17 protein-coding genes are annotated in these 16,279 nt (G+C 59.6%); all 17 read left to right on the top strand.

Going from position 1 to position 16,279, the window contains the following annotated elements; all coding sequences use genetic code 11:
* Nucleotides 1-25: 25 nt before the first annotated feature.
* A complete protein-coding gene (gene cysG, locus FHK95_RS14870) occupies nt 26-1,438 on the top strand; it encodes a siroheme synthase CysG (protein WP_150305414.1) in 1,413 nt (470 codons plus the stop codon).
* A 36-nt stretch (nt 1,439-1,474) separates the two neighbouring features.
* The gene (gene corA, locus FHK95_RS14865; protein WP_150305413.1) at nt 1,475-2,539 is read left to right on the top strand and encodes a magnesium/cobalt transporter CorA; all 1,065 of its coding nucleotides are present in this window, start codon (nt 1,475-1,477) and stop codon (nt 2,537-2,539) included.
* A gap of 72 nt (nt 2,540-2,611) precedes the next feature.
* Nucleotides 2,612-3,325, top strand: coding sequence for a type 1 glutamine amidotransferase (locus FHK95_RS14860; protein ID WP_150305412.1), 714 nt, complete (start codon nt 2,612-2,614; stop codon nt 3,323-3,325).
* Entirely contained in the window at nt 3,312-3,833 is a 522-nt protein-coding gene (locus FHK95_RS14855; protein ID WP_206668586.1) for a lipocalin family protein, read from the top strand. Before FHK95_RS14860 ends, FHK95_RS14855 begins: the two co-directional genes overlap by 14 nt.
* Before the next feature lie 185 nt (nt 3,834-4,018).
* Nucleotides 4,019-5,692: a carbon starvation CstA family protein gene (locus FHK95_RS14850; RefSeq protein WP_150305411.1), complete on the top strand. Its 1,674-nt coding sequence runs from the start codon at nt 4,019-4,021 to the stop codon at nt 5,690-5,692.
* Nucleotides 5,692-5,973: a cory-CC-star protein gene (locus FHK95_RS14845; protein WP_150305410.1), complete on the top strand. Its 282-nt coding sequence runs from the start codon at nt 5,692-5,694 to the stop codon at nt 5,971-5,973. The genes FHK95_RS14850 and FHK95_RS14845 overlap by 1 nt, the downstream gene beginning before the upstream one ends.
* 28 nt (nt 5,974-6,001) lie before the next feature.
* Entirely contained in the window at nt 6,002-7,009 is a 1,008-nt protein-coding gene (locus FHK95_RS14840) for an ArsA family ATPase (RefSeq protein WP_150305409.1), read from the top strand.
* Nucleotides 7,010-7,098: 89 nt separating this feature from the next.
* A complete protein-coding gene (locus FHK95_RS14835) occupies nt 7,099-7,503 on the top strand; it encodes a TA system antitoxin ParD family protein (RefSeq protein ID WP_178114810.1) in 405 nt (134 codons plus the stop codon).
* Nucleotides 7,504-7,514: 11 nt separating this feature from the next.
* Complete coding sequence (locus FHK95_RS14830; RefSeq protein ID WP_150305407.1) at nt 7,515-8,132, top strand: AAA family ATPase; 618 nt, start codon at nt 7,515-7,517, stop codon at nt 8,130-8,132.
* A 140-nt stretch (nt 8,133-8,272) separates the two neighbouring features.
* Nucleotides 8,273-8,776, top strand: coding sequence for a gluconokinase (locus tag FHK95_RS14825; RefSeq protein WP_408003627.1), 504 nt, complete (start codon nt 8,273-8,275; stop codon nt 8,774-8,776).
* Between the two features lie 220 nt (nt 8,777-8,996).
* Nucleotides 8,997-9,545, top strand: coding sequence for a hypothetical protein (locus tag FHK95_RS14820; RefSeq protein WP_150305406.1), 549 nt, complete (start codon nt 8,997-8,999; stop codon nt 9,543-9,545).
* A gap of 1 nt (nt 9,546) precedes the next feature.
* Nucleotides 9,547-9,837: a winged helix-turn-helix domain-containing protein gene (locus FHK95_RS14815; protein WP_150305405.1), complete on the top strand. Its 291-nt coding sequence runs from the start codon at nt 9,547-9,549 to the stop codon at nt 9,835-9,837.
* 53 nt (nt 9,838-9,890) lie between these two features.
* Nucleotides 9,891-10,760 carry a MotA/TolQ/ExbB proton channel family protein gene (locus FHK95_RS20370; protein ID WP_150305404.1) on the top strand — a complete coding sequence of 290 codons (870 nt, stop codon included), beginning with the start codon at nt 9,891-9,893 and terminating at the stop codon, nt 10,758-10,760.
* A gap of 1 nt (nt 10,761) precedes the next feature.
* Complete coding sequence (locus FHK95_RS14805) at nt 10,762-11,196, top strand: biopolymer transporter ExbD (RefSeq protein WP_235906795.1); 435 nt, start codon at nt 10,762-10,764, stop codon at nt 11,194-11,196.
* A complete protein-coding gene (locus FHK95_RS20050) occupies nt 11,196-11,915 on the top strand; it encodes a TonB family protein (RefSeq protein WP_178114809.1) in 720 nt (239 codons plus the stop codon). The genes FHK95_RS14805 and FHK95_RS20050 overlap by 1 nt, the downstream gene beginning before the upstream one ends.
* A gap of 10 nt (nt 11,916-11,925) precedes the next feature.
* Nucleotides 11,926-14,541 (top strand): ankyrin repeat domain-containing protein, encoded by a 2,616-nt coding sequence (locus FHK95_RS14790; RefSeq protein ID WP_150305402.1) that lies wholly within the window; start codon nt 11,926-11,928, stop codon nt 14,539-14,541.
* Between the two features lie 205 nt (nt 14,542-14,746).
* Complete coding sequence (locus FHK95_RS14785; RefSeq protein ID WP_150305401.1) at nt 14,747-16,279, top strand: phospholipase D family protein; 1,533 nt, start codon at nt 14,747-14,749, stop codon at nt 16,277-16,279.

Here is a 16,279-nt window from a genome sequence, read left to right as displayed (position 1 = left end):
CGTCCTACTTAACCCTGAGGTAGCCATGGATTATCTTCCCCTGTTTCATAACCTGCATGGTCGGTTGGTGCTTGTGGTTGGCGGCGGCGAGATCGCGCTGCGCAAGTCGCGATTGCTGTCCGAGGCCGGTGCGGTATTGCGCGTGGTGGCTGCACATATCGAGCCCCAGCTCCGCGAGCTGGTCGAGCAGGGTGGCGGTGAATGCCATGAGCGCTTCTATCAGCAAACCGACCTCGACGCTGCGCAGCTGGTTATCGCCGCGACCGATGATGCGCCGCTTAACGCCCAGGTATCAGCCGAGGCGCAGGCACTCAATCTGCCGGTGAATGTAGTGGATGCACCGGAGCTTTGTTCGGTCATCTTTCCCGCCATTGTCGACCGTTCGCCGCTGATCATTGCTATTTCCAGCGGCAGCCATGCGCCGGTACTGGCGCGGCTTACCCGGGCGCGTATCGAAACCCTGTTTCCCCATAGCTACGGAAAGCTGGCGCAATTGGCCAAACGTTTCCGTGGACGGGTGAAGGCGGCCTTTCCGCAAATCAATCAACGGCGGGCGTTCTGGGAAAATGTCTTTCAGGGCGATATCGCCGAGCGGGTATTCGCCGGTCAGGAGCAAGCCGCCGAAGCGCTGCTTGAACGCCAGCTTGGTGCTCAGGCCGGCAAAAGCTACACCGGTGAGGTGTATCTGGTGGGGGCCGGTCCGGGTGATCCGGACCTGCTGACGTTTCGGGCGCTGCGGCTGATGCAGCAGGCTGATGTGGTGCTGCATGATCGTCTGGTGCCGGACGCGATTATCGATCTGTGTCGCCGCGATGCGGATCGCATCTATGTGGGCAAGACCCGCGCCAATCATGCGGTGCCGCAGGAACAGATCAACCAGATGCTGGTACGCCTGGCGAAGGAGGGCAAACGCGTCCTGCGCCTCAAGGGTGGCGATCCCTTCATCTTCGGGCGCGGCGGCGAGGAAATTCAGGAATTGACGGCCAACGGTGTTCCTTTTCAGGTCGTGCCCGGTATTACCGCAGCCAGCGGCTGCTCGACCTACGCCGGCATACCTCTGACACATCGCGATTTTGCGCAGTCGGTACGCTTCATTACCGGACACCTCAAGGATGGGTCGACCAATCTGCCGTGGGCCGATCTGGTGGCACCGGGTCAGACGCTGGTTTTCTATATGGGCCTGGTCGGCCTGCCGGAAATCTGCGCGCGCCTGATCGAGCACGGGCGTGGTGCGGATACGCCCATCGCGTTGATTCAGCAGGGCACCACGGTCAACCAGAAGGTACTGATCGGGACACTGGCGAGCATGCCGGAAATAGTACGAAATACCGAAATTCGTCCACCCACGCTGCTGATTGTCGGCGAAGTGGTCAGCCTGCATGAACAGCTCAAATGGTTCGAGCCGGGTGCCCAGGAAAATCCCCAGGGCGTGCTTTAAGAGCCTGATGCGGTTGCGAATTCCAAAGGAGAGGACATGGCTCGGAAGATAGTCGTCAAGCGCGGTCGCAAGGTAGGCGCGCCGCCCGGCACCCTGGTGCACATTGGCAAGGCCTACGACGGTGCGACGCCGATTCAGGTGATTGACTATGATCAGGATCACCTGACCGACAACGCCATCACCAACCTGGACGAACTGGGCCAATACCGCGATGGCGACCGCGTGTCCTGGCTGAACATCGACGGAGTGAATCAGCCAGAGCTGATCAATGCCATCGGCCAAGCCTTCGAGTTGCATCCTCTGGTGCTCGAAGATGTGCTCAACACCGACCAGCGGCCCAAGGTCGAGGATTACGACGGGTATCTCTATATCGTGCTGCGCATGCTGCGGTTCGATGCCGAGCGTCAACAGATTCACTCTGAGCAGCTCAGCCTGGTGCTTGGCGATGGCTACGTGATTTCGCTGCAGGAACGTCCGGGCGATGTGTTCGATTCGGTACGCGAGCGGCTCCGCACGGGCCGGCGCATCCGCTTCATGCGTTCTGATTATCTCGCCTATGCGCTGCTCGATGCCGTGGTGGACCACTATTTCGTGCTGCTGGAGCATCTTGGTGACCAGATCGAGGCGCTGGAAGACGAGCTGATAGAGAACTCGACGCCAGCGACCCTCAGCAAGATTCACCATTTCAAACGTGAGATGTTGCTGTTACGCAAATCCATCTGGCCACTGCGCGAGCTGCTCGCGCGCCTGTCGCGGGATGAAAATCCACTGATTGGCGCCGAAACCAGACTGTTCCTGCGCGACGTATACGACCACGCAGTACACGTCATCGATACGGTCGATACCCTTCGCGAGTTGCTGATCGGCATGCTCGACCTGTATCTATCCAGCGTCAGCAACCGCATGAACGAAGTGATGAAGGTATTGACCATCTTTGCCACGCTGTTCATGCCGTTGACCTTCATTGCCGGCGTCTATGGGATGAATTTCAAGGTTATGCCCGAGCTCGAATGGGCCTACGGGTACCCAGCAGTGCTGGGGCTGATGCTGGTCATGGTCATCACACTGGTGATTTTCTTTCGAAAGCGGCATTGGCTCTAAAATCCCTCGCGATCCGGCTTAAGCAACTATGCTGGATCAAGCGTCACGGGGGCGGTGCTTCGGGGAGTGCATATGCGCGCACATTATCTGCAACACGCTGACTTCGAGGGGCCAGGTTCCATCGAGACCTGGCTCCAGCGTATGGGCTATGGCATTACCTCGACCCATCTGTACTCCCGGGACCTGTTGCCCAAACTCGGTGAGCTGGATCTGCTGATCATCATGGGTGGCCCCATGAGTGTGCATGACGAAGCAGCTTATCCCTGGCTGATTACTGAAAAGCAGTTCATTCGTGACGCTATTGCTGCGGGCATCCCGGTATTGGGTGTCTGCCTGGGCGCGCAATTGATTGCCGACGTCATGGGCGCACGAGTATTCCCGGGTGCCGAGCGCGAGATTGGCTGGTATCCGGTACAAGGGCTGCAACATGGCAAGCCTGAATGCTTTCAGTTGCCTGATGAGCTCAATGTCCTGCACTGGCACGGTGAAACCTTCGATCTGCCGGCCGGTGCAACACGCCTGGCAAGTAACGCAGTCTTTGAGAATCAGGCCTTTCAGCTCGGTGATCGGGTGATAGGCCTCCAATTTCACCTTGAAGCCACTGCTGCGCTGGTCGACGCCTTTGTCCAGGCAGATACGGCGACGCTGGAGCAGGGCGGCACCTACGTACAAACCGCAGCAGACATATGTGCGGTAACACCCGAACAACTGCAAGCGACGCAGTCAGTGATGACTTGCATACTGGATTTCCTGCATAGAAAGGAGCATGACAATGATGTGTCGTAACGCATTGGTCGCACTGGGTGTTGCTTTGCTGGTTGGCTGCGTCAGTCTGCCGGACAAGGTCGTGCCGGTGGATAACTTCGACAAAGACCGCTACCTCGGTACCTGGTACGAAATCGCTCGACTGGACCATTCATTCGAGCGGGGACTGAGCAACGTCTCGGCCGAATACAGCCTGAGAGAAGACGGCGGCATCCGGGTGCTCAATCGCGGTTACTCCAAAGAGAAAGGCGAGTGGAGCGAGGCAGAAGGCAAGGGCTACTTCGTTTATTCGGAAGACATCGGTCACCTGAAGGTCTCATTCTTCGGCCCATTCTATGGCTCCTACGCCATCTTCGGCCTCGACAAGGAGGACTATCAATACGCCTGGGTGGCCGGCAACAACACCAACTATCTCTGGTTGTTGGCGCGTGAGCCTGAAGTCAGTGATGAGCTGATCGAAGCGTTCGAAACCCGGGCTGAAGAGCTCGGCTTCGCGACCGATGAGCTGATTTATGTCGAGCATGACTAGCCTGTCCGGCTGGTGAGACGTTCGCGCGCTGGGCTGATTGCTGAATAATGACTATATTAAGGGGGTTCCGGACAATGCCGGAACCTGTTTGATGCTAAGGAAGCGCCTGAAAATGCCATGCCAGACCCTCGCAGGTCGGTAGGAGCGTTTTCAGAGGTCCTCTAACAATAACCAAGGAGCACTACATGAGTGCCGCGATTCTGTTGGTAATCGGCCTGGTTCTTATGGCCCTGGGGTATTTTATTTACTCCAAGTTCATCGCTGAAAAAATCTACCGTCTGGATCCGGATTACCGAACCCCAGCCCATGAGTTCGAAGACGGTATCGATTTTGTTCCAACCAATAAATTCGTCCTGTGGGGCCACCACTTCACCTCAGTGGCGGGCGCCGCGCCAATTGTCGGGCCGGCGATTGCGGTGATCTGGGGTTGGGCGCCGGCGTTTCTCTGGGTGGTGTTCGGCACTATCTTTTTCGCCGGGGTGCATGATACCGGCGCCATCTGGGCCAGTGTACGCAACCGGGCTCGTTCAGTCGGCTCGCTGACCGGTGATGTGGTCGGCAAGCGCGCACGCAGCATTTTCATGATCGTTATCTTCCTTGTGCTGCTTATGGTGAATGCGGTGTTCGCGGTGGTAATTGCCAATCTGATGATGAGTTTCCCGACGGCGGTGGTGCCTGTCTGGGGTGCAATCATCGTGGCGCTGATTATCGGGCAGCTGATCTACCGTCGTGTCCTCTCGCTGGCCGTCGTCTCTGTGCTCGGGGTTGTGGCGCTCTACGCGATGATCTGGATTGGGCCGTCGGTGCCGTTGCAGATGCCTGCTGAAGTCGCAGGGATCTCGGGCAATGCCATGTGGATCCTGCTGCTGTTCGCGTATGCCGCCATTGCCTCGGTACTACCGGTCTGGGTGCTGCTGCAGCCGCGGGACTACATCAACGGCCTGCAGCTGTTCGTTGGCCTGATCGTTCTGTATGGCGCGATCGTGCTGCTCAATCCCACCATGATTGCTCCAATGCTGAACATTGACGTGCCGGTTGGTACGCCGTCCATGGTGCCGCTGTTGTTTGTCACCATCGCCTGTGGCGCGATCTCAGGCTTCCATGGTCTGGTGTCTTCGGGTACTACCTCCAAGCAGCTGAACCGTGAAACTGACGCGCGCTTTGTTGGTTATTTCGGCGCCATCGGTGAAGGTGGACTGGCATTGGCCGCGATCCTTGTGGCTTCAGCCGGTTTTGCCAGCTTTGCTGACTGGCAGGCCATGTACAGCGCCTTTGGTCAGGGCGGCGTCAAGGCCTTCGTCGAAGGTGGCGCGTTCATCATCCATAACGGTCTGGGTGTACCAGAAGTCACCGCCGCTACGTTGCTCACGGTGATGGCAGCACTGTTCGCCGGCACCACCATGGACACCGGCTTGCGTCTGCAGCGCTATATCTTCCAGGAGTGGGGCGAGATCTATCAACAGAAGTGGATGACCCAACCGCTGCCCGCTACGCTGCTGGCCGTAGGCAGCTGCCTGCTTCTGGCATTCGGCGCTGGTGGCGCGGATGGCTCCGGCGGCATGATCATCTGGCCGCTGTTTGGCACCACCAACCAGTTGCTGGCCGGTCTGACCCTGCTGGTGATCACCGTCATGCTGGTGCATCTGCGTCGGCCTATGTGGTTCACGCTCGCACCGCTGTGCTTCCTGCTGGTGATGACCGTGGTCGCGCTGCTGTTCCAGCTGCGCACCTTCTACGAAGCGGGCAACTGGTTCCTGCTCGGGTTGGATATCGTGGTGCTGGTCGCAGCCGTGCTGGTCGCGCTGGAATGCGCCGCCGCGCTGAAACGTCACCGCGCGCTGGTCGCCTCGGAAAGCTGATGGCCAGAAAGACACCGTCCGAGTGGCGCGCCTGGTTAGGCCAGGCGCGCTTCTTTCTGGAAGAGGTCTACAGCACCCGTTATCGCGGCGCGATTGCCCGCGCCCGGCGGGACGAAGATGATCTGTTCATGCTTCTGGTGTTCGCCGAGATGATGGGCGTGCCTAACCCTGCGGCGTATTACACCCTCGAATTGCAACCGCTGTTGCTCGAGCGTTTCCATGACTGGCACAAGCGCCAGGGTATGGAGCATTCCCCGCTGGATCATTTCCGCTGTTGCTGATCACAGTCTGTTGCCACAAGGAATGCATATGTTTGATTTGTTGAGTCGTCGCCTGGTCTGGGTGGGCGGCAAGGGCGGCGTGGGCAAAACCACTGTCTCAGCTGCGCTGGCAGTACTGGCAGCGCGCAGGGGCAAGCGCTGTCTGGTGGTGTCTACTGACCCGGCACACAGTCTAGGTGACGTATTCGCCAAACAGCTGGATGATACGCCGCGTCGCCTGCTGCCCAATCTGGATGCCATGGAGATCGATCCGGATATCGAGGTGGAGGCACACCTGGCGCGCGTCACCGCGCAAATGCGCGGCTTTGCTGCCCCCGAAATGATGGAGGAGCTCAAGCGTCAGATGCAACTGACCCGGCAATCGCCAGGCGCGCAGGAAGCGGCTCTGCTTGAGCGCATTGCCCGGCTGATCACCGATCCTGAACTGCCCTACGATCTGATCATCTTCGATACAGCGCCGACGGGTCATACCCTGCGGTTACTGACCCTGCCTGAGGCCATGGCCGCCTGGACGGATGGTCTGCTCACGCATAATCGCAAGTCCGAACAGCTGGGCAAGGTACTCAAGCATCTGACACCCAAGAGCGGCCGCGACCTGAATACCCCCTTCGATGATCCGAAGGAGGACGCATTAAGTGCCCTGGACCAGCGCACCCGGGACATAGCCGAAACGCTGCTCAACCGGCGCCGGCTGTTTCACCAGGCGCGTCGGCGGCTGGAGGACGCAACGCTGAGTGGTTTTCTGTTCGTTCTGACACCCGAACGCTTGCCCATCCTGGAAACCGCCAGGGCAGTGAACACGCTGCAGGAGGCAGGTATTCCTGTGGTGGCCGCTTTGGTGAATCGAGTCATTCCCGCCGAAGCGGACGGTGAGTTTCTTAATCGCCGGCGCCAGCAGGAGGCGACCTATCTGCAGCGCATAGACGAGGAATTCGCCAGTCTGCCGCGCCCGCGTTTGCCTTGGCTGGATACGGACGTGCAAGGCCTCGATATCCTCGAGGACCTGGCCGATCGGCTGGCTGGCGAAGGCTTCTGATCAGCACGCTCTGATACACAGGCACGCTTGTAGCGCGACGCTAAAATTGCTATGGTGACCGACAGTAATCAGTGATCAGGAGAATGGTTATGGCTACGTCTTCACCGCTTCGACTTGATGAAAAACTGGTAGTGGCCGCGGCAACCCAGGGCAGCCTGGAAAAGCGCACCACGCCGCGCCAGATTGAGTACTGGGCCGAAATCGGCCGCGCCGTGGAACGCGATCTGGATGCCCGCGCATTGCTCGCGGTCAGGGAAGGGCTGGCACGGATCTGCATTGAGCCGGTGCGCGTCGAGCCGGTCGCCTCCGATGATGTATTCGCCGATATCGACCTGGCCCGGGCCGCCGGCACCCTGAGTGACCGGGTCAGCGCCTCGACGATCCGTTATCAGGCCAGCCGCTCGATGCCGGGCCTGCTGGAAGAGCACCACCCGGACGGGCGCATCGAGACCGGGCGTTTCCGCGATGGCCAGTTTGTGCCCCTGCAGGGATGATCAACTGACCCATGCCACCGGAGAAACAACTCTGGATCCTTACCGGCGGCAATGGCGCGGGCAAGAGCACCTTCTACCGGCTGTTCCTTGAGCCACGGGGCATGGTCTTCATCAATGCCGATAATATCGCCCGGGATCTATCCCCTGACAGCCCGGAAGAGAGCAGCTACCGCGCCGCGCGGTTAGCGGAGATCATCCGTTATGAGCTGCTGCAGGAGGGCGCCACCTTCTGCTACGAGACCGTCTTCTCGCATCCCTCCAAAATCGATTTCATCGCCGACGCCAGAGCGCTTGGCTATCAGGTGATTCTGGTGCTCATTCATCTCGACTGCTCGGATCTGAACAAGGCGCGGGTCGCGCAGAGGGTGGGTGAGGGTGGTCATGCCGTGCCTGAAATCAAAATTGAATCCCGTATCCCCCGCACCCTCGACAATGTCCGCCGGGCGCTGGCGCTCGCCAATGAAGTACATGTGATCGACAACAGCAGTCTCGAGCAACCGTTCATTCGCATCGCAAGATTGAGCGAAGGCCACCTACAGGCGTACCAGCCGCTTGAATCCTGGGCCAGAGAGCTGTTGATCGATTATCTGTGGAAGGCCAGAAAGGAAAACACCGAGTTGCCAGGATAGCCGCTGGCGAATAGCGGCGGGGTGAATCCAGGCATTTGATCAGATAGGTTGTGATCAGGCTGCGGTGTCAGCCCAGACGACTTGCCAGTAGCCCGGCTAGACTGGAGGTAGGTGCCGAGGGGGAATATATTCAGCAAGGTATGAATGCATTGGTGGTCATGGGAGTGACAGCCTGTGGCAAAAGCACTATCGCCGAGGCCATCGCCGAGCGCGCAGGTGGTGTACACATTGAAGGTGACCAGTTCCACAGCGCAGCCAGCATCGAGAAGATGCGCAGTGGTATCGCACTGGATGATGAGGATCGTGTGGAGTGGCTCCGTCAACTCGGTGAGTTGCTGGTCAGCGCGGTAGCGGCGGGGCAGAAGCCCGTGTTGAGTTGCTCGGCGTTGAGCCGTCGCTATCGGGAGCAGCTGCGGCGGGCCATTCCAGAACTGGGATTCGTATTTCTGGATCTTGATCAGGCAGAAGTACAACGGCGTTCTGCTTTGCGCAAGGGGCATTTCATGTCCCTGAAGCTGATCAGCAGCCAGTTCGCCACCTTGCAGAGACCCGTTGACGAACCACGCGTATTGACCGTGGATGCGACCCTGCCAGTAGCGGAGATCAGTCGCCGAGCGGTTGATTGGTGGAATGCCCAGCGCTGACTCTATACTCACTGGTTTTAGCCGATCTTGCAGAAAACCCCAAAGCGCGCTGCGATCGCCTCCCGCACTCACTTGTTTATCTTGGGGTGACCTAGTATTGATTTCATGTCTCGCTACTGGATCACAAAACCTTAAATTAAAAATCTGAGACGATACTTGTTTTCGTTCGCTCTATTACCTAGAGTACTTTGCATAACGAATAACAAAGAGTTTTTAGCTTATGGCGTCATCTGCCGAAGAAGCCGCCCGCGCCCTGCGGGACATTGCCGAAATCAATGCCCGTGCCGCCGGGTTTCAGGACTATCAGGCCGAATCAGGTCAAATGGTTTTATGGGGCATTGCGTACCTCATCGGTTTCGCGCTGACCGGGCTGTTCCTTGATTACATCCTGCTCATCTGGACGCTGGTGGTCGTAGTCACGCTGATAATCGGCAGTTCCCTTGCCCGTCGCACCAATCCCGACATCCCCGGTATCGCCTGGCGCTATCTCGCGCTGATCGGCAGCATTCTGCTGCTCTGCGTGCTGATCAACATCGTCATGTGGCCGCTGACGCCCAAGCAGGGCTCCATGCTCGCACCCCTGTTCGTAGCCACGTTGTACATCCTGCGTGGGGTGCAGCTCAGGCCGCGTTATCTGGCCATCGGCATAGTACTGGCGGTGCTGAGCATGGCTGGGTTTGTGGGGCTGGACGTCTGGTTCTGGTGGTGGATGGCGTTCGCCTTCGGCGGCACGCTGGCTATCTCTGGCGTCTGGCTACGGAATTTCTGACATGCACAGTCCGGACGAAATCATCCATCAGCCGGTTCGCCTGAAGATCATGGCTGCGCTGAACACGCTCGAAGCCAGTCAGTGGCTGGAGTTCGTGGCGCTCAAATCCATCGTCAAGGCAACTGACGGCAATCTGGGCGCACACCTTGGCACCCTGGAAAACGCAGAGTACGTACAGATCACCAAGGATTTCGCCGGCAAGAAGCCACGCACGCGGGTGCGCCTCAGCCCCTTCGGACGCCAGGCCTTCGCCCGCTATGTCGCCGACTTGCACGTCTTACTCAATCTTTAGTTTCAGCTCTATCAGCAGCATGCCTAACAACAATTGATAACAAGAGGTTCTTTATGCAAACCAGCACCCTTCTTACCCGTGCGGCTCGTTGGCAGGCGCGTATGCGGTTGGCGGCGTTATCGGTACTCATCGTCCTCAGCGGAATGACCGGCAGCCTGGTGCTGGCGCAGCAACTCGATACGCCGCCCGCTCAAGTTCAGTCCGTGGAAAGCAGTCCGGTGGCGAGTGAGGCGGGGCGAGTCGCGCCAACCGAGCGATTCGGCGCACGGGAAATGTTTCTGCAGGCGGATATGGTGGTCAAGGCAGTAATGATACTGCTGGTGTGCTGCTCGCTACTGACCTGGGCGGTGTTGATGGAAAAGTTGATTGTGTTCAGCCGCACGCGCCGTAGCAATCAGCAGTTTCTCGCGGCGTTTCGCCAGGGTGAGACCGCTGCGCTGGCAGAGCAGGCCGACAAAAGCCCCATGGGGCGGATGTGGCAGGTTGCCCAGGCCGAGTTGAAACACTTCGGCCGGCACCGCGCAGGCGATGCCAATGCCGATCAGATCAATCGCTTGCTGCAGCGCATGTCGCTAACGTCCAGCATTGTGCAGGAGCGTGATCTCGCGCGGCTCGGCACCATGATGGGTGTGCTGGCTACCATCGGCGCAACCGCGCCCTTTATCGGTCTGTTCGGCACCGTGTGGGGCATCCTCAACAGTTTCGCCAATATCGCCACGATGAAGACTGCCAGTCTGGCGGTGGTGGCTCCAGGGATCGCCGAAGCACTGTTGGCTACTGCTCTGGGCCTGTTCGCCGCCATCCCGGCAGTGATGATCTTCAACAAGTTTGCCCGGGACATTAATGGCTTCGTCGGATCGCTGGATAACTTCTCGGCCGAAATGATCGCCTCCGTGTCGAGGCAGATGGACGAGGAGCGTTGAGATGAGTATCCAATTCAACTCTGGCCCGATGGTCAAGCGGCACAACTATCAGCAGAACGCCGAAATGAACATCACCCCCTTTGTCGATGTGATGCTGGTATTGCTGATCATCTTCATGGTGGCTGCACCACTCGCCACCGTGGACATCCCGGTGGACTTGCCGAGCAACGCGTCAACTGCCAACCCGGCCCCGGCCGATCCGGTATATGTCAGTGTGCAGCCCGGCGGCAATCTGTTTGTCCAGGAGGAGGCGGTCAGGCTGGCTGATCTGACCGCGCTGATAGGCACGCTGACGGGTGGCCAGACCGACACCCGCATGTTTCTGCGGGGCGATCAGGCCGTTGATTACGGCACCCTGATGCGCGTGATGAATACTCTGCAAAAGGGCGGTTATACCCGCATCAGCCTGGTCGCGACCGAAGAGCTGGAGCCCTGATGAACATGACCAGCGCACATGCCGGCTGGTTGGTTCGCGTAGGGGTGATAGTGGTCTCGGTGATATTGCACGCGGCCTTGATCGCATGGCTCAGCAGCGGTCGCTTCACCCACAAGGCCGCTCCGGAACCGAATGTGGTGGCTGTGGAGTTGGTTGAGCTGCCCAAAGAACCCGAACCAGAACCAGAACCAGAACCGGAACCAGAGCCCGAGCCCGAGCCCGAACCAGAACCAGAGCTAGAGCCAGAGCCGGAACCAGTCAAGCCGACACCGCCTCCGCCGCGCCAGCAGGCTGCTGCAGCGCCGAAACCAAAGGGCCCGCCGGTGCATGCCTTCGGCGCCAATGATGAATGGGCTGCGCCCCCAGCTCCCGCGCCAAGTGCCTCGCCAGGACGCGGCAGAGCAGTGCCGTCAGGTTATGCGGACACAGTGAAGAACAAGGTGATAGCCAACCTCAAGCGGCCGGCTGGCTCCTCGTACAAACCGCCGCCGGGTTACAAGGGTGATCCAGAGGACTTCAAACGCCGTTGTTATATCCCCTATGAAATCCTGGTGGATGCGCAGGGCAAGATGATCTCCTTTGAAATTGACCGCTGCGGCGACTCGGTATTGGACGACGCTGCCGAGCGCGCCATACGTCTGGCTGGCCCCTTTCCGCCACCGCCGAATCAGGGCGCTTCGCGCTACACGATTTACGGCACAGCTATCTTTATTGATTAGGAGTTTCACCATGGCTGTACTGATTGTTTCCAGGAGCACTGTGTTGGCCGGGGCGCTCGCATTGCTGAGCGGCTGCGTGACCGAGCCGGTGTCTGGTCCGGTCCCGTTTCATGACACCACGCCGCGCAGCTACGCCGATAAACCGCAAACGCTGGCGAGCTTTGCCTGCAGCGGTGCATTGCCGGCGGTGCATCAGCAGGTCTGCGCCAGTGAATCGCTGTCACGGCTGGATCGGCAGGTCGTCGATCACTTTCGACAAAAGCTGCGCAAACTGGATGTGCCCGGCGGGGTGCTGCTGGAAGCCAATCAGCGTCGCTGGATGCTGTCCCGGGCCGGGCACTGCGGCCTGGTTGATAGGGCAGGCACTGGCGCGGCAGATCCGCAGGCCATCGCCTGCCTGGAATCCATGTATCGCAAGCGTGCTCAGCAACTGGCCAGTTGGAGCGTGCCGGAGCCTCAGGCGCAAAAGGACGCGCATGCCTGGTCGTCCTATGCCGAGTATCGGCTGGTGGATAATCGCGGGCAGGGCGTGTGTGAAGCGGCCGGCGCAGCCTTGAACCTCGAGCTGAAGCAAGACGGAGTGCCTCATCCGGGTGCTTTGCCGGACGTTAAGGTACTCGCAGGCAGCCATGCAGATAGCGCTCGCACGACCATCGGTGCAGCCACTATCGCGGTCGACCTGTATGACGCCGGGCTCTATGCCGGTTATGAGCGCAGAGCCCGTGGCGTCAGCGTCGACGGTGTACCGATTCTGGATGATCGTACATTGCCGCGCTGGGTTGCCGAACAGCCCAATTACGGCGGTCGCGCGCACGCGTCATCGTCGCAAACGGGCGACTACGCTTCCATCGATGTGCTCGAGCGCAACGGCGAAAGCCTGGTGCTGGTCAACGAGACCTGGGGCTTCTATTCGCCCGCCGCGCGGGGCGAGTCCGCCTACGCCGGGTTGTACCGGCTCCAGGGTCAGCAGCTCGAGCCCTTGTGTCTATACCAGACGTATCTGACCCCGCCGCGTACCAATACCTTGGCCGGATTGCCCGCCTATCAAGCCCTGCAAACCGAGCTGGATATACTGGCTGGCGAGCCGCTGGCCGAATATGCGCAACATGAGCGCCGGGACAACTTCCAGACATGGAAGGAGCAACAGTGGACCTTGATCAATTTGCCGCTGATTGGCGCAGATGCGCTGTCGCGCTATGGCCGCAGTGCGGCGCTGCAGCAGCGGAACGACCAGCTTATGAATGCTTTTTTCGACTGGTCGGAACGCAATCTGCGTAACAAACAGGTTTATCGCCGCGTGTTGCCGATGATGCAGCCGGCGTATCAGGAACTGCAGAAAATGTTCCGCGACCAGGGCCTGGAAAACGCGCAGGCCACGGCTGCTGCTGATCTACTCTTCCATGCCAGTGTTGCGCGCAGCATGGATAACCTTGCTGCGCCGCAAGCGGTCCCTGATATGCCGCTGGCCGCGTTCGCCAGTTATCAGGCACGTTACGCCATCGCACCACAGCCCGGTGAGCTGGAAAAGGGCCGCAATTTCGCCACCTTGCACAGCGTGCTGCTGAACAACGCGCCGTTGCGGGTAATCAGCGATTTTATCGATTATGAAACCGCCGAGCTCGGTATGCAGCGGGGCAGGGGGCCAGACGGTGATTCCGCAACTATGGCAGCGGTGGCCAATCCCGAGGGGCTGCGGCTGTTGTTAGATCAGGGCTTCGATCCGAACCAGGCCAACGACTGGGGCAAGACGGCGCTGATGACGGCCGTGCAGCTGAATCAGCCTGCAAGCGTACAACTGTTGCTTGAGCATGGCGCGAACGTGCACCGGCAAACGCATGCGCAACCGCAAGCCGGCGCTGGTGGGCCGGATCGAGCGGAAGCGGCGAGCGGCCAGCAGACCGCGCTGACCTTGGCGGCGCAAAGCGCGGATGCACGTATCATCGAACGACTGGTCGCCGCGGGCGCGACCCGCATGGAGTGGGTTGGCTACAAGGATCAGGTATGTGGCCTGCTTGAGCAGAACCGCCAGCTGGATGATACGCAGCGCACCCGTATGCGCGGCCCGCTGTGTATGGCGGACTATGCCCCTGCGCCGGCCACCCTGCAGGCACGAGCAGAATTGCGCCGGGGCGAGGAGATTAGCATCAGCGAAGCCGGTCAGGATTACCAGGTGAGACTGGTGGAGCGCCCCGCCATGACACTGTTTGGCCAGGCGGTGGAGATGCACCCGCAGCGCCTGCGCACTGACCTTGGAAAAATGGCCCGGGCGATCGGCACCGCTGCAGTGCGACGCGGCAAGGGCGAAATCAAAGGCCCGCTGACACTGGTGTTCAATGATCTGCGCGAAAGCAACGGCGAGAAGCTGAAAGCGGGCGTGGCCTTTCCGGTCTCGGCGGGCACCACGGCGGTGTGGCGCTATCAGGTCGAGCAAAAGGCGCCGAGCAAGGCGCTACGTATTATCGCGCACGATCCGGACGCCGACTCCAGCGCGCTATGGCGTGCACTGTTTTCCGCCGCAGAACGCAACGAGCTGACGCCCACCATGGAAGGCTACATGCTGATCCATACACGGGGTGTGCGCAGCACGGAATACCAGCTGGGCGTGGTCGACAACACGCACAACTGATCGCTATTTCACGTCCGCTTTGCCTTGGCCGCATCGCGGACGTTGTCCCGCCCAAAGCGCGTGAGCGCGTGTGGTTCGCGCTCCGGGTGTCGCAAAACTTGCAGCGCCGGCCACTTCCTTGCATGCTTCGTATCCTCATCGATGAAAGGCATTGTCGCCGCTTTGCGGCGCGCCCTGAAACCTTACGGATCCTAAGCGAGACCATGTGAATAGACTGGTAGCTGCAGTTCTCATGTTCTGTACGGCAGCCCTGACCGGGTGCGCCACGACTTTGCCCCAACACGAATCGCCGCCGAGCTACGTGCTACCGGTCGACGTGGATTCGCAGGTAAGCCGCTATGTGCGAGACCGGCAACCGGATGACGCCCAGTTATCCGGGTTCCGGTTACTGGCGAGCGGCTCCGACGCGCTGGCCAGCCGACTGCAGATGATAGACATGGCCGAGCACAGCATTGATCTGCAGTACTACATTTACAGCTCAGATCTTACCGGTGCCTTGCTGGCGGATCGACTGCTCGCTGCGGCGGATCGCGGCGTCCGGGTACGCATTCTGCTGGATGACATCGGCAACGGCCTGGCCGATTTCAGCGTCTCCGCGCTCGACCATCACCCCAATATTCAGATCCGGCTGTTTAACCCGCTGACCTTTCGGCACAAATGGCTCCGGAACCTGAGTAAAGTCGCCGAGTTTGCGCGTATCAATTACCGCATGCACAACAAGCTGATGGTGGTAGATGGCAGCGTATTCGTTACCGGTGGCCGCAACATTGGGGATGAGTACTACTCTCTGAGTGAGTTTGACTTTCATGATGTGGACATACTGGGCATAGGCCCCATCACTCACGCCGTCGAGCGTAGCTTTGATGAGTTCTGGAACAGCCGCAGCGCCATTCCAATGAAAGTAGTAGCCGGCAAGTCCTTCAACAGCTCGCTGGTGCAGCTACGCAAAAGCATCCGCTCGGTAACCAGCCTGAAGGCCAGCCAGCGCTACTTGGCCGGTGTGAACGAATCCCCCTATCGCCAGGTTCTCAAGAATGACCAACTGACGTGGTATTGGGGCGTAGCCGAGTGGGTATACGATCCACCGGAAAAGGCCGATCCGACGGAGCCGCGCAAGGATGTTTCGCATGTGGCCTACGAACTGGCAAAGCGCTCCGAGCAGGCCGAGGATGAGCTGCTATTGATGACGGCCTACCTGATCCCCGGTGCGCAGGGTCAGGATTTTCTGGTGGAAAGGGTATTGCCCGGTACAGAGCTGAAGATTCTGACCAACTCGCTCTCAAGCACTGACCTCCTGGCTGTGCATGCCAACTACGCGCCGTATCGAAAGCCGTTGCTCGAAGCTGGAGCGGAGCTCTGGGAGCTGCGGCCCATTGCCGGGCAACAGGGCCGCGCCAGTCCGTTTCTGAGTGAATCGCTGGCCAGTTTGCATGCCAAGACATTCGTCTTTGATCGCAATGAATTGTTCGTCGGTTCGATCAACCTGGATCCCCGTTCGATCTGGCTGAACACCGAGTCGGGTGTGTTCGTCGAGCAGCCCGAACTCGCAGCGCAAGCCGCCGCACTCTTCGAACGCTGGACCTCGGAAAGCTACGCCTTTCGTTTGCAGTTGAATGAGGCCGGCGCTCTCAACTGGCATGCGGAGGGGCGTGTCTGGACCCGCGAGCCGGGGGCCTCGGCGCTAAGACGCGTCAGCGCCTGGTTGTTGGGCTGGTTGCCAATCGAGAGTCAGCTCTGA

This window comes from Pseudomonas saliphila (assembly GCF_008638345.1).
Classification (GTDB): domain Bacteria; phylum Pseudomonadota; class Gammaproteobacteria; order Pseudomonadales; family Pseudomonadaceae; genus Halopseudomonas; species Halopseudomonas saliphila.
Note: the sequence above shows the minus strand (reverse complement) of the source record. Positions and strands in the feature narration are given on the sequence as shown.

What these genes read in the sequence shown, in the direction of transcription:
- FHK95_RS14805 (WP_235906795.1), top strand. Translation starts at nt 10,762, where the DNA reads ATGAGTATCCAATTCAACTCTGGCCCGATGGTCAAGCGGCACAACTAT.
- FHK95_RS14845 (WP_150305410.1), top strand. Translation starts at nt 5,692, where the DNA reads ATGGCCAGAAAGACACCGTCCGAGTGGCGCGCCTGGTTAGGCCAGGCG.
- FHK95_RS14820 (WP_150305406.1), top strand. Translation starts at nt 8,997, where the DNA reads ATGGCGTCATCTGCCGAAGAAGCCGCCCGCGCCCTGCGGGACATTGCC.
- FHK95_RS14860 (WP_150305412.1), top strand. Translation starts at nt 2,612, where the DNA reads ATGCGCGCACATTATCTGCAACACGCTGACTTCGAGGGGCCAGGTTCC.
- FHK95_RS14815 (WP_150305405.1), top strand. Translation starts at nt 9,547, where the DNA reads ATGCACAGTCCGGACGAAATCATCCATCAGCCGGTTCGCCTGAAGATC.
- FHK95_RS14835 (WP_178114810.1), top strand. Translation starts at nt 7,099, where the DNA reads ATGGCTACGTCTTCACCGCTTCGACTTGATGAAAAACTGGTAGTGGCC.
- cysG (WP_150305414.1), top strand. Translation starts at nt 26, where the DNA reads ATGGATTATCTTCCCCTGTTTCATAACCTGCATGGTCGGTTGGTGCTT.
- FHK95_RS14855 (WP_206668586.1), top strand. Translation starts at nt 3,312, where the DNA reads ATGATGTGTCGTAACGCATTGGTCGCACTGGGTGTTGCTTTGCTGGTT.
- FHK95_RS14850 (WP_150305411.1), top strand. Translation starts at nt 4,019, where the DNA reads ATGAGTGCCGCGATTCTGTTGGTAATCGGCCTGGTTCTTATGGCCCTG.
- FHK95_RS14840 (WP_150305409.1), top strand. Translation starts at nt 6,002, where the DNA reads ATGTTTGATTTGTTGAGTCGTCGCCTGGTCTGGGTGGGCGGCAAGGGC.
- FHK95_RS14825 (WP_408003627.1), top strand. Translation starts at nt 8,273, where the DNA reads ATGAATGCATTGGTGGTCATGGGAGTGACAGCCTGTGGCAAAAGCACT.
- FHK95_RS20370 (WP_150305404.1), top strand. Translation starts at nt 9,891, where the DNA reads ATGCAAACCAGCACCCTTCTTACCCGTGCGGCTCGTTGGCAGGCGCGT.
- FHK95_RS14830 (WP_150305407.1), top strand. Translation starts at nt 7,515, where the DNA reads ATGCCACCGGAGAAACAACTCTGGATCCTTACCGGCGGCAATGGCGCG.
- FHK95_RS20050 (WP_178114809.1), top strand. Translation starts at nt 11,196, where the DNA reads ATGAACATGACCAGCGCACATGCCGGCTGGTTGGTTCGCGTAGGGGTG.
- FHK95_RS14790 (WP_150305402.1), top strand. Translation starts at nt 11,926, where the DNA reads ATGGCTGTACTGATTGTTTCCAGGAGCACTGTGTTGGCCGGGGCGCTC.
- corA (WP_150305413.1), top strand. Translation starts at nt 1,475, where the DNA reads ATGGCTCGGAAGATAGTCGTCAAGCGCGGTCGCAAGGTAGGCGCGCCG.